The organism is Kitasatospora sp. Ki12 (assembly GCF_054601375.1).
Genome location: NZ_BAAIHT010000001.1, coordinates 349,447 through 362,187, shown reverse-complemented (window position 1 = coordinate 362,187; position 12,741 = coordinate 349,447). Strand labels below are relative to the sequence as shown.

General features: G+C 73.0%; 7 protein-coding genes. 5 read left to right on the top strand and 2 right to left on the bottom strand.

The genetic code is table 11. The annotated features are described in order from the left end of the window. Window positions 1-68: 68 nt before the first annotated feature. Together malQ and ACYP53_RS01595 are read left to right on the top strand one after the other, a co-directional pair. A complete protein-coding gene (gene malQ, locus ACYP53_RS01600) occupies window positions 69-2,210 on the top strand; it encodes a 4-alpha-glucanotransferase (protein ID WP_189916457.1) in 2,142 nt (713 codons plus the stop codon). A 108-nt stretch (window positions 2,211-2,318) separates the two neighbouring features. Continuing rightward, entirely contained in the window at window positions 2,319-2,546 is a 228-nt protein-coding gene (locus ACYP53_RS01595) for a hypothetical protein (RefSeq protein WP_189916456.1), read from the top strand. Between the two features lie 133 nt (window positions 2,547-2,679). Here the strand turns inward: ACYP53_RS01595 and pepN are convergent, their stop codons facing one another. Both pepN and ACYP53_RS01585 read right to left on the bottom strand, forming a co-directional pair. Then, complete coding sequence (pepN, locus tag ACYP53_RS01590) at window positions 2,680-5,259, bottom strand: aminopeptidase N (RefSeq protein WP_459646445.1); 2,580 nt, start codon at window positions 5,257-5,259, stop codon at window positions 2,680-2,682. Between the two features lie 184 nt (window positions 5,260-5,443). Continuing rightward, entirely contained in the window at window positions 5,444-7,096 is a 1,653-nt protein-coding gene (locus ACYP53_RS01585) for an outer membrane protein assembly factor BamB family protein (protein ID WP_459646444.1), read from the bottom strand. Window positions 7,097-7,631: 535 nt separating this feature from the next. On the opposite strand from ACYP53_RS01585, the gene ACYP53_RS01580 reads away from it, so the two are divergent. The 3 genes from ACYP53_RS01580 to ACYP53_RS01570 all read left to right on the top strand — a co-directional run bounded on the left by ACYP53_RS01580 (window position 7,632) and on the right by ACYP53_RS01570 (window position 12,703). Next, window positions 7,632-8,810: an ROK family transcriptional regulator gene (locus tag ACYP53_RS01580; protein ID WP_189916453.1), complete on the top strand. Its 1,179-nt coding sequence runs from the start codon at window positions 7,632-7,634 to the stop codon at window positions 8,808-8,810. A gap of 291 nt (window positions 8,811-9,101) precedes the next feature. Beyond that, the gene (gene dxs, locus ACYP53_RS01575) at window positions 9,102-11,006 is read left to right on the top strand and encodes a 1-deoxy-D-xylulose-5-phosphate synthase (RefSeq protein ID WP_189916452.1); all 1,905 of its coding nucleotides are present in this window, start codon (window positions 9,102-9,104) and stop codon (window positions 11,004-11,006) included. A 170-nt stretch (window positions 11,007-11,176) separates the two neighbouring features. Next, on the top strand, window positions 11,177-12,703 hold the full coding sequence (locus ACYP53_RS01570; RefSeq protein WP_459646443.1) for an ArnT family glycosyltransferase: 1,527 nt from the start codon (window positions 11,177-11,179) through the stop codon (window positions 12,701-12,703). Window positions 12,704-12,741: the final 38 nt, after the last annotated feature.

Here is a 12,741-nt window from a genome sequence, read left to right as displayed (position 1 = left end):
GGGCGGTTACCCGGGTAGGACTTGGGGAGCCCTGACCGGGCGTAGCCGAGACATCGCAGGAGCCGCGAGTGGCCGCTTACCACGACAGTGACGGAGCCGAGCAGGTACCGGCGCAGGACGCTCCGCCGCCACCGGCCGAACTGGTCGCGCTGGCACAGGCGTACGGGGTGGACACCCGATATCCGGGGCCGGGCGGGCAGTTGGTCGGGGCGCGGACGCTGGTCGCCGTGCTGACGGCGCTGGGCGTGGCGGCCGGCACGCCGGAGGAGGTGCGGGGGGCGCTGGAGCGTCACCGGGCCGAGCAGCAGGCGAGGTTGCTGCCGCCGTGCGTGGTGGTCCGGCAGGGCCGGCGCACCGCGCTGGACGTCCCGGCGGACGCCCGGCTGCGGGTGGAGCTGGAGGACGGGGGGAGCTGGGAGCTGCCCCGGGGGCACTCGCACTGGCTGCCGGCCGACCTGCCGCTGGGCCGGCACAGGCTGAGGGCGGAGAGCAACGGACGGGCCGCCGAGGCGGCGCTGGTCGTCGCCCCGGAGCGGTTCCCCCGGCTGCCGGGCCGGAGTTGGGGCTTCCTCGCCCAGCTGTACTCCGTCCTCTCGGACCGCTCCTGGGGCATGGGCGACCTCGGCGACCTCGCCGAACTGGCCCGGTGGGCGGGCGCCGGCCTCGGCGCGGGCTTCGTGCAGATCAACCCGCTGCACCAGGGCCTGCCGGGAACCCCCTCCGACCCGTCCCCCTACCGCCCCTCCTCGCGCCGCTTCGCGGACCCGGTGCACCTGCGGATCGAGGCCGTCCCCGAGTACGCGTACCTGGATGCGGAGCAGCGGGCGCGGACCGAGGAGCTGGCCCAGCGGGCCGCCCGGCTGCGCGACGAGGTCCTGGCCCACGACGGGCTGATCGACCGGGACGCGGTCCGGACGCTCAAGCGCGAGGCCCTGGAGCTGCTGCACGAGGTCCCGCGCGGGCCCGGCCGGCAGGCCGCGTACGAGGCGTTCCGGCGCCGCGAGGGCGAGTGGCTGCGCCGGCACGCCCTGTGGAGCGCCCTGGCCGAGGTGCACGGCTCCGACTGGCACCACTGGCCGAAGGGCCTGCGTCACCCGGACGGCTCACACGTCGAGCAGGCCGGCAAGGAGCTCCAGGAGCGGGTCGAGTTCCACCTCTGGCTGGCCTGGCAGGTCGACCAGCAGCTCGCCGACGCCCAGCGCGCCGCCCGCGAGGCGGGGATGCCGGTCGGCCTGATCCACGACCTCGCCGTCGGCGTGCACCCGGACGGCGCCGACGCCTGGGCCCTGCAGGACGTGCTGGCCGGCGGCATCTCGGTCGGCGCCCCGCCGGACGCCTTCAACGCCCACGGCCAGGACTGGGGCCTGCCGCCCTGGCGCCCGGACGCCCTCGCCGAGGCCGGCTACGCCCCGTACGCGGAGCTGCTGCGGGCCGCCGCCCGGCACGCGGGCGCCCTGCGCATCGACCATGTGATGGGCCTCTTCCGCCTCTGGTGGGTACCGGCCGGCCACCCGCCCACCGAGGGCGCGTACGTCCGTTACGACGCGGAGGCGATGCTCGGTGTGCTGGCCCTGGAGGCGCACCGGGCCGGGACGGCCGTGATCGGCGAGGACCTGGGGACGGTCGAACCGGGTGTCCGGGAGGAGCTGGCGGCGCGCGGGGTGCTCGGCACCTCGGTGCTCTGGTTCGAGCGGGACTGGCAGGGCGACGGCGCCATCCTGCCCCCGGACCGCTGGCGGCCGGGCTGCCTGGCCACCCTCACCACCCACGACCTGCCCAGCACGGCGGCCCGGCTCTCCGGCGAGCACGTCGAGCTGCGCCACCGCCTCGGCCTGCTGGCCCGCCCGCTGGGCGAGGAGCAGGAGGAGGCGGCGGCCGAGCTGGCGGACTGGCGGGCGGAGCTGGCCGCGCGGGGACTGCTCACCGCGGACGAGCCGCTGTCGGCGCCCGTGCTGTACCGCTTCCTGCGGTCGACCCCGGCGGAGCTGGTCGGTGTCTGGCTGCCGGACCTGGTCGGGGACCCGCGCCCGCAGAACCTGCCGGGCACCTGGGACCAGTACCCGAACTGGCGCCTCCCGGTCGCCGACGGCGCCGGCACCCCGGTCACCCTCGACCGCCTGGCCGACAATCCCACCGCCCGCCTGCTGGCCCACCTCCTCGCCCCACCGGCCCCCCGCGGCCCCGGGTCCCCGCCCACTGACCACCACTGACCACCACTGACCACCACTGACCCCGCGCGCGGGGCCGGTCGAGCGCCCCCCACCCGCCAGGCCGACCCCGACGCGCGCCCTCCCATAAGCGGCGGGTAAGTTGGAAACGTGGACAAGAGGAACGCTTTGCGAGCCGGCGCGGTCTCCGCAACGGTCACGCTGATGATGCTGCTGTCGTCGCCCGCCATGGCCTTCACCCGGGACGACGGCGATGACCCCGGTTCCGGCCTGAGCGTCGGCCAGACCCTCGGCCTGTACGTGTTTCTCCCGCTCGTCGCCTTCGCGCTGATCGCCGCTCTGGCCGGTCTGCCGTACGGCAAGGGCAAGAAGAAGTAACACCCCCGCGCGCAGCGTCCCGCCCGGGCGCCCCGCGGGGTGTCCTCGCAGGGTGTCCGTCAGGACCCGTACAACCCCCGAAGGGGCGCCGGACGATCCCGTCCGACGCCCCTTCCGGCTTATCCGCGGACCGTCAGCGGGTGCCCGCCGCGCGGTCGGCCGCCTGGGCCTTGAGCGCGCGGTCGATGCCGGCCCGCGCCTCGACGACCTGCCGCCGCAGCGCCGGCGCCGGGTCGGCCGAGGCCAGCCAGGCGTCGGTGGCCTCCAGGGTCGAGGCCGTGACCTGCAGGCCGGGGTAGAGCCCGACGATGATCTGCTGCGAGATCTCGTGGCTGCGGCTCTCCCAGACGCCCTTCACGGCCGCGAAGTACTTGGCCGCGTACGGTGCGAGCAGTTCGCGCTGGTCGGACTGCTGGAAGCCGGCGATCACCGCTTCCTGGACGTAGTTGGTCAGCTTGTCGGACTCCACCACCGACGCCCAGGCCTGCGCCTTGGCCTCGGCGGTCGGCCGGGCGGAACGGCAGGTGGCCGCGTGCTCCTGGCCGGCCGCGGTGTTGTCGCGCTCCAGCTCGGCGGCGACCGCCGCCTCGTCCGCGCGGCCGGTGGCCGAGAGCCGGGTGAGCAGCGTCCAGCGCAGCTCGGTGTCGACCGCGAGGCCCTTGATCTCGACCGAGCCGTCCAGCAGACCGGCGAGCAGGCCGAGCTGACCGTCGGTCCGGGCGACGGCGGCGAGGGTGCGGGCCCAGGCCAGCTGGTGGTCGCTGCCGGGCTCGGCGGCGCGCAGGTGCTCCTCGGCGGCGGCGGCCCAGCGGGAGAGGCCCTCCTCGCGCCAGTCCGGGTCGGTGTAGGCGTCGAGGGCGAGCTTCACCTGGCGCTGCACGGACTGCACCACGCCGATGTCGGACTCGCGGCCGATGCCGGACAGCGCGAGCGACAGGTAGTCGCGGGCGGCGAGTTCGCCGTCGCGGGTCATGTCCCAGGCGGAGGCCCAGCACAGCGCGCGGGGGAGCGACTCGGTGAAGCCGCCGAGGTGGTCGGTGACGACGGCCAGCGAGTCCTCGTCGAGCCGGATCTTGGCGTACGAGAGGTCGTCGTCGTTGAGCAGCACGACGGCCGGGCGGTGACGTCCGACCAGCTCGGGCACCTCGGTGCGCGGGCCGTCGACGTCGAGCTCGATCCGGTCGGTGCGCACCAGCGCGTCGCCGTTCAGCTCGTAGAGGCCGATGGCGATGCGGTGCGGCCGCAGCACGGCCTCGCCCTTGGCGCCGGCGGGCAGCGCGGGGGCCTCCTGCAGCACGGCGAAGGACTCGATCTCGCCGTCGGTGTTCAGCACGATGGACGGCCGCAGCACGTTGATGCCGGCGGTCTCCAGCCAGGACTTGGACCAGGCCTTGAGGTCGCGGCCGCTGGCCTCCTCCAGGGCGCCCAGCAGGTCGCTCAGCCGGGTGTTGCCCCAGGCGTGGCGCTTGAAGTAGGCCCGCACGCCCTGGAAGAAGGCGTCCTGGCCGACGTAGGCGACCAGCTGCTTGAGCACCGAGGCGCCCTTGGCGTAGGTGATGCCGTCGAAGTTGACCTGGACGTCCTCCAGGTCGTTGATCTCCGCCATGATCGGGTGGGTGGACGGCAGCTGGTCCTGCCGGTAGGCCCAGGTCTTCATCTGGTTGGCGAAGGTGGTCCAGGAGTGCGGCCACTTGGAGCCGGGGGCCTCGGCCTGGCAGACGGCCTCGGCGTAGGTCGCGAAGGACTCGTTCAGCCAGAGGTCGTTCCACCACTCCATGGTGACGAGGTCGCCGAACCACATGTGGGCGAGCTCGTGCAGGATCGTGGCGGCGCGGGCCTCGTAGGCGGCGTCGGTCACCTTGGAGCGGAACACGTACTGGTCGCGCAGGGTGACGGCGCCCGCGTTCTCCATCGCGCCGGCGTTGAACTCCGGGACGAAGAGCTGGTCGTACTTCGCGAAGGGGTAGGGGAAGTCGAACTTCTCCTGGAAGTAGTCGAAGCCCTGCTTGGTGACCGCGAAGACGGCCTCCGGGTCCAGGAATTCGCGCAGCGAGGGCCGGCAGTAGACGCCGAGCGGCACCTTCTGCTCGCCGTTCTCGTAGCTGTCGAAGACGCCGACGTACGGGCCGGCGATCAGGGCGGTGATGTAGCCGGAGATCCGGCCGGTGGGCTCGAACGCCCAGACCTGGGTGTCGCCGTCGCCGACCGGGGCCGGGGTCGGCGAGTTGGAGACCACGACCCAGCCCTTGGGGGCCGTCACGGTGAACGTGAACGCGGCCTTCAGGTCGGGCTGTTCGAAGTTGGCGAAGACCCGGCGGGCGTCCGGCACCTCGAACTGGGTGTACAGGTAGGTCTCGCCGTCGACGGGGTCGACGAACCGGTGCAGGCCTTCACCGGTGTTGGTGTACTCGCAGTCGGCGACGACCCGCAGCTCGTTCTCGGCGGCCAGGTCCGGCAGCGGGATGCGGCTGTCGGCGAAGCTCGTCGGGTCGAGCGGCGCACCGTTGAGGGTGATCTCCTCGACGCGCGGGGCGACGAGGTCGATGAAGGTGGCCGCGCCGGGCGTGTTGGCGGTGAACCGGACCACGGTGGTGGACCGGAAGGTGCCGCCCTCACGGGCCGAGGCCAGGTCGAGCTCGATGTCGTACGCGTCCACGCGGAGGAGATCGGCCCGGTTGCGGGCTTCCTCGCGGGTCAAGTTTGTGCCGGGCACTCGCTGCACTCCTTTGTCGGGCTGATGGTGCGAATCCTCGCATGTCCAACGCCCGGGCCCGCCGGAAAATCACACGCGGGGCGGGCCCGGGCAGATGCCCGTACCCGCCCCGCCTGTGGTTCGACACGGCCGCTACCGGCCACGACGAGGGGTCATGCCCCGAGCGGGGGGCACGACCCGGACGTCACTTCTTCCACTTGGTCAGCGGACCGTCGGTGGAGCTGTAGCGACGGAAGGCGTAGACGGCGCTGCCGTCGTCCGAGACGAGGTACTCGGAGGTGCTGGTGCCGATGTCCAGGCCGTTCGGCATCGCGATGGTGCCGATGTCGGTCATCGAACCGTCGGTCGGCGAGAGCGTCACCAGACGGGCCGGCTTGTCGTAGCCCTGCTCGACGACGGCGCGGACCTTGCCGTCCTTGTCGACGCCGGAGACCAGCCGCATGTCGTTGCTGGTGCCGGCCGCGGCGGCCGCCCACAGGCGCTTGCCGGTGTTCAGGTCGTAGGCGTTGATGCCCGGCTTGGTGCCGCTGACCTGGACGTACAGGGTGGAGCCGCTGACCACGTTGCGGGTGAGGGCCTCGTCCTGGCCGGACAGGCGGAGGCTGTCCGAACCGGCCTCCTTGACGGACATCTGGTTGCCCGGCTTGTTGTCCTTGTCGAACGGCAGGACGTAGTCGCCCTGCGGGCCGCTGGACATCAGCAGGACGAGCGGCTTGTCCGAGACGACCTGGTCGACCTGCTCGATGGTGCCGGTCAGGGTGATCGGCGTGCTGGCCGCCTTGCCCGTCTCGGCGTTGACGATGACCAGCTGCGACTTGGGGCCGCTGCCGCCGTAGCAGCGGTCGCTGACGGCGATCTGGGTGCCGGCGGCGCGGCCGCGCACGCTGCAGTCCTTGTCGCGGGGCTGGAACTGCCAGGCCGGCTGGCCGTTGGCGATGTTCAGGGCGCCGACCATGTTGCCGCCGATGGCGACGACGTTGTCGGTGACGCTCAGGGTCGGCGAGGACATCCGGTCGGCCGAGACCTTGACGCTCCAGAGCAGCTTGCCCTGGTTGAGGTCGACGGCGCCGACGGTGGAGCAGTCGCTGTCACCGGTGTTGAAGGAGAGCGCGGCGACGCCCTTGGAGTTGGCGCCGTACGAGGCGGTGCACAGCTCCTTGACGCCGGCCGGGACGGGGATCGTCCAGGCCTCCTTGCCGTCGGTCAGGTTGTAGGCCTTGATGCCGTTGCTGTCGACGCGGATGGCGAGCTTGTCGGTGCCCCAGACGCCGAGCATCTGGTTCGAGCCGTCCGTGTTGGCGCCCTTGGGGGCGCTCCACGCGACGTTGAAGGTGGCGCCGCCCTTGGGGCCGGGGCCGGGGGTGGCGTCGTTGCTCGGACCGTCGCTGGTGCCGCCGCTGCTGGCGACCGGGCCGGGGCCCGGCGTCGGGTCCGGGTCGGGGTCCTTGAGCAGGACGACCAGGGCGACCACGATCGCGATCGCCAGCACACCGCCGATGATTCCGCCCCACAGCATCACCGGGTTGCGCTTGGGCGCGGTCGGGGCGCCGGGGTAGCCGTACCCGGGCTGCTGCTGCGGGGGGTAGGCGTAGCCGCCGGTGGTGTTGTAGCCCTGCCCGGCGTCCGGGCCGTAGCCGCCGGCCACCGGGTCGTACGGGCCGACCGGCGCACCGGGCGGCGGGGCCTGCGCGGGGAAGCCGCCGGCCGCGGTGGGCGCGTACGCCGCGTACTCGGCGCCGCCGACGGGCGGCTGGGCGGGCGGTGCCGGCGGCTGGGCGGGCGGCGGTCCGGCGGGCGCCGCCGGGCCCGGGATGGCCGAGCCGTCGAGCTGCGTCATCTGGTCCGCGACGGCGGCGGGATCGACACCGCCGCCCGGCGGGCGTCCGAACGATACGCCCCGGTTGTCCTGCGGACCGCTGCCGGGCGTTTCGCCTGTCCCCGGCGTAGGGTGATCCCCTGCCATCTGATTCCCCGTCATGTCTGGAAGTGTCCCCCTGCCGGTACCGTCCACGGTCCGGATGGGACGGGTGAGAAGTGGGCACCATGCTAGTGGTGTGTGGTTTTCGGCCGCCGCCAGGACGGCCGAACCCCGTCCCCGCAGGTCCCGGCCGTGCAACACCTTCACCCGGCGATCACCCCGCACCCACCCCCGACACCCGGGCGTGACCACGCCCCGGCCCTCCGGGCCCGTACGCTCCCGTCGCCGCCGCTCGCCGTCACCCGGCCCGCTCCGGAGCCGCCCGGCGCCCGCCCGGCGCCCTCCGCCACCCGACCGCCCCCGTCGGCACACCCCGCCCCGCCCCCGGGCCGTACCCTTCAGGAGTTGAAGGGGACGCCCGGCGTAGGGTTCCCCGCCCCTGGGAGGGTGGATCATGTCGACCGACACACCGGGCTCGCAGTCGTCCCTGCACCGGGCGAACCTGGAGCGGGTCCTGCGCGCGGTGCGGATGGCCGGCTCGCTGACCCAGGCCGAGATCGCCCGCGGCACCGGTCTCTCCGCCGCCACCGTCTCCAACATCGTGCGGGAGCTGAAGGAGAGCGGCACCGTCGTGGTCGCCGACACCTCCTCCGGCGGCCGCCGCGCCCGCAGCGTCTCGCTCAGCGGCGACGCCGGCATCGTGGTGGGCATCGACTTCGGCCACACCCACCTGCGGGTCGCGGTCGGCAACCTGGCGCACCGGGTGCTGGCCGAGGAGAGCGCCCCGATCGACGTGGACGTCTCCGCCCAGCAGGGCTTCGACCGCGCCGAGGCGATGGTCGAGCGGCTGCTGGCGCAGGCCGGGTTCCGGTCGGACAAGGTGATCGGCGTGGGCCTGGGCGTGCCCGGTCCGATCGACGTGGAGACGGGCGCGCTGGGCTCCACCGCGATCCTGCCCGGCTGGACGGGCATCGCCCCGGGCCGGGAGCTGGGGGAGCGGCTCGGCATGCCGGTGCACGTGGACAACGACGCCAACCTCGGCGCGCTCGGCGAGCTGGTCTGGGGCGCGGGCCGCGGGCTGAGCGACCTCGCCTACATCAAGATCGCCAGCGGTGTCGGTGCCGGCCTGGTGGTCAACGGCCAGATCTACCGCGGTCCGGGCGGTACGGCGGGTGAGATAGGGCACATCACGCTGGACGAGGCCGGGCCGGTCTGCCGCTGCGGCAACCGCGGCTGCCTGGAGACCTTCGTCGGCTCCCGCTACCTGCTCTCCCTGCTCACCTCCACGCTCGGCCCGGACCTCACCCTGCCCCGGGTGGTCGAGCTGGCCCACCAGGGCGACCTCGGCTGCCGCCGGGTGATCGCCGACGCCGGCCGGCAGATCGGCACCGGCGTGGCCACCCTGTGCAACCTGCTCAACCCGCGCCGGGTGATCCTCGGCGGGGACCTCGCCGAGGCCGGTGAGCTGGTGCTCGCCCCGATCCGGGACTCGGTGGCCCGCTACGCCATCCCCAGCGCCGCCCGCCAGCTCTCGATCGTGCCGGGCACCCTCGGCGGCCGGGCCGAGGTGCTCGGCGCGCTGGCCCTGGTGATGAGCGAGATGGGCGAGTCCGGGGCCCTGGGCCGCGCCTAGCCGCGGCCGCCCGGCGGGACGGGGACGAGGCGGGAACGACACCGGGACGGGACGGCGAGATAAAGATGATCGAACGCCCGTACGTCAATCTGACGTGACCCGCACCCCCCGGCCGACCTCCGGGAATGGCGGTAACCGAACGGTGGCACCGGGCGCGCCGCTCGGCGTCCGGCAGGCGGACATTAGACTCGACCGGTCGGTACCGGCCGCGACCGCCGGTCCGCCGCCGGACCGGGCAGCGACGCCCGTCGGACCGTCCACGGTCCGCGAACACTGAACGAGGAGGAACGGGTGGCCCTGCTGACCCGCATTCGGGGACCGCGCGATCTCGACCGGCTCACGCCCGGACAGCTGGCCGCACTGGCCCAGGAGATCCGGACCTTCCTGGTGACCGAGGTCTCCAAGACGGGCGGCCACCTCGGCCCCAACCTCGGCGTGGTGGAGCTCACCATCGCGCTGCACCGGGTCTTCGACTCGCCCCGCGACCGGATCCTCTTCGACACCGGCCACCAGAGCTACGTCCACAAGCTGCTCACCGGCCGCCAGGACTTCTCCCGGCTGAAGATGAGCGGCGGCCTGTCCGGCTACCCGTCCCGCGCCGAGTCCGAGCACGACGTGATCGAGAACTCGCACGCCTCCACGGTGCTCTCGTACGCGGACGGCCTGGCCAAGGCCAACAAGATCCAGGGCAAGGCGGACCCGGTCGTCGCCGTGATCGGCGACGGCGCGCTGACCGGCGGCATGGCCTGGGAGGCGCTCAACAACATCGCCGACGCCAAGGACCTGCCGGTCGTCATCGTCGTCAACGACAACGAGCGCTCCTACTCGCCGACCATCGGCGGCCTGGCCAACCACCTCGCCACCCTGCGCACCACCCAGGGCTACGAGCGCTTCCTGTCCTGGGGCAAGGACGCGCTGCAGCGCACCCCGGTGGTCGGCCAGCAGCTGTTCGAGACGCTGCACGGCGCCAAGAAGGGCCTCAAGGACTTCATCGCCCCGCAGGGCATGTTCGAGGACCTCGGCCTCAAGTACATCGGCCCGATCGACGGCCACGACCTGACCGCCCTGGAGTCCGCGCTGACCAAGGCGCGCGGCTTCGGCGGCCCGGTGATCGTGCACTGCCTCACCGAGAAGGGGCGCGGCTACCACGCCGCCGAGAACAACGACGAGGACCGCTTCCACGCCGTCGGCGTGATCCACCCGGACACCGGCCTGCCGGTCAAGAGCTCGGGCAAGGACTGGACCTCCGTCTTCGGCGAGGAGATGGTCGCGCTCGGCCACGAGCGCGAGGACATCGTCGGCATCACGGCCGCGATGCTGCACCCGGTCGGCCTGGCCCCGTTCGCCGAGGCCTTCCCGGACCGCATCTTCGACGTCGGCATCGCCGAGCAGCACGCCGTCACCAGCGCCGCCGGCCTGGCCACCAACGGCCTGCACCCGGTGTTCGCGGTCTACGCGACCTTCCTCAACCGGGCCTTCGACCAGGTCCTGATGGACGTCGCCCTGCACAAGCTGGGCGTCACCTTCGTGCTCGACCGGGCCGGCGTCACCGGGACGGACGGCGCCTCGCACAACGGCATGTGGGACATGTCGATCCTCCAGGTCATCCCGGGCCTGCGGCTGGCCGCCCCGCGCGACGCCGACCAGGTACGGGCGCAGCTGCGCGAGGCCGTCGAGGTCAAGGACGCCCCGACCGTGGTCCGCTACTCCAAGGGCACGGTCGGCCCGGCCGTTCCCGCGGTCGGCCGGGTCGGCGGCATGGACGTGCTGCGCGCCGCCGGGGAGCCCTCGGGCGCCCACCGCGCCGACGTGCTGATCGTCTCGGTCGGTGCGATGGCCCCGACCAGCCTGGAGGTGGCCGACCTGCTGGCCGCCCAGGGCATCACCGCCACCGTGGTGGACCCGCGCTGGGTCAAGCCGGTGGACCGGGCCCTGCCGGGCCTGGCCGCCGAGCACCGGGTGGTCGTGACGATCGAGGACAACGGCCGGGTGGGCGGCGTCGGCGCGGCCGTGGCGCAGGCGCTGCGGGACGCGGACGTGGATCTGCCGGTGCGCGACTTCGGGATTCCGCAGGAGTTCCTGGACCACGCGAGCCGGAACGAGATCCTGGCCGAGATCGGCCTGAACGCCCCGGACATCGCCCGAAAGGTGACGGCCCTGGTGGCGAGCCTGGACGCGACGCCGGTCGACGCCTGACCGAAGGCTGTCAAAAAGGGCGACAGCCCGATTCCGACGGGTGATGGGCCGTTCCGGCGACAACCGTTCGTCGTAACTCTGTAACAGTTCGTCACGAAACAAGCCGACAATAGTACTGAAAGGCGGGACCGGCGCCATCGGCGCCGATCCCGCCCGGTAGGTTGTCAACCGTGCCGACCCCCACCCGCCCCCGCCTCGCCGGACTGGCCGAGCGCCTGCCCGAGCGTGTCCGTACCCATGTCCAAGCCGGGTACTGGACCAGGCTGGTGCCGGTCCTCGTGCTGGTCGCGCTCCTCACCCACATCCCCTCCTTCGCCCGGCCCGTCTGGAGCCCGGACGAGGGCTTCCTGGCCACCCAGGCCCGGATGCTGGCGGACGGCGGGGTGCTCTACGACACCGTGGTGGACCGCAAGCCCCCGCTGCTGCCCTGGCTCTACCAGGCCTGCTTCGCGGTCTTCGGCTCCGCCTCGCTCTGGCCGCTGCGCACCCTGGCGGTGGTGGCCCACCTGGTCACCGCGATCCTGCTGGCCTCGATCGCCCGCGGCCGCTGGGGCAACCGGGCCGGCGCCGGCGCCGGGCTGCTCTACCTGCTGGTCTCCATCGGGCTCTCGCCGGAGGACACCCAGGCGGCGACCTTCGAGGTCTTCATGCTGCCCGCCATGGTGGCCGCCTTCCGGTACGCCGAGCGGCGCCGCTGGCTGGCCGCGGGCATCGCGGTGGCGCTCTGCTCGCTGACCAAGCAGACCGGCGGCGCGGTGCTGCTGCCGGTGCTCTGGATGCTGTTCCAGGACGCCCGCCGGCGCGGGGTGCGCTGGCCGCCCGCACTGTTCAAGATCGGGTTCGGCTTCACCCTGCCGATAGCGCTGGTCGCGGTGATCCTCACCAAGCCCAAGGGCTTCCTCTTCTGGGTGGTCACCGGCAGCGGCGACTACGCCACCTTCGGCGGCGCCTGGCTGCAGATGGTCGGCCGCGCGCTCGGCAACTCGGCCATCCTGGTCGCGGCCGGCCTGGGCTTCCTGCTCCCGGTCGGGCGCCGGCTCTGGCTCAAGTACCGCCACCGCCCGCTGCCGGTGGCCGGCGAGGAGCACGGCTCGACCACCGACCTGTGGGTCTGGCTGCTCTCCTCGGCCGTCGCGGTCAGCGTGGGCTTCCACTTCTTCGGCCACTACTACCTGCAGCTGATCCCGCCGCTGGTGCTGCTGGGCACCGGGGCGGTCGCCACCTCGGCGATCCGCTGGAAGCCCGTCCTGGCGTACACCACGGTCGCCGCGACGGTGTTCTGGGGCCTGGCGCTGGCCTGGCCGGGGGAGCGGCTCAACCGCACCACCGAGGTCGCCACCGCCGTCGCCGCGCAGACCACGCCCAAGGACACCGTGCTGGTCTGGGGCATGCACCCCGAGCTGTACTGGCTGGCCGACCGCAAGCCCGCCACCCGCTACCTGACCGCCGGCTTCCTCACCAACTACAGCGGCGGCAAGGACGGCAGCGGCAACGTCGGCGAGCAGTTCAGCGTCTCCAACGCCTGGCAGACCTTCGACAAGGAACTCGCCAACGGCCTGCCCGAGGTCGTGGTCGACGACTCCGGCATCGCCCCGTACCAGCCGGTCCTGGTCCCCCGGATCGAGAACCTGCTGGACACCCACTACGAGATGGTCGGCGTCTTCGCGGACACCGTCGTCTACCGCCTCAAGCACTGAGACGCCCGTACACGGGCCGCCTTGCTGAAACGCCCGTA

Excerpts from the sequence above, each read along its gene's own strand:
- ACYP53_RS01585 (WP_459646444.1), bottom strand. The coding sequence starts at position 7,096 with ATGACGCAGCTCGACGGCTCGGCCATCCCGGGCCCGGCGGCGCCCGCC.
- ACYP53_RS01580 (WP_189916453.1), top strand. The coding sequence starts at position 7,632 with ATGTCGACCGACACACCGGGCTCGCAGTCGTCCCTGCACCGGGCGAAC.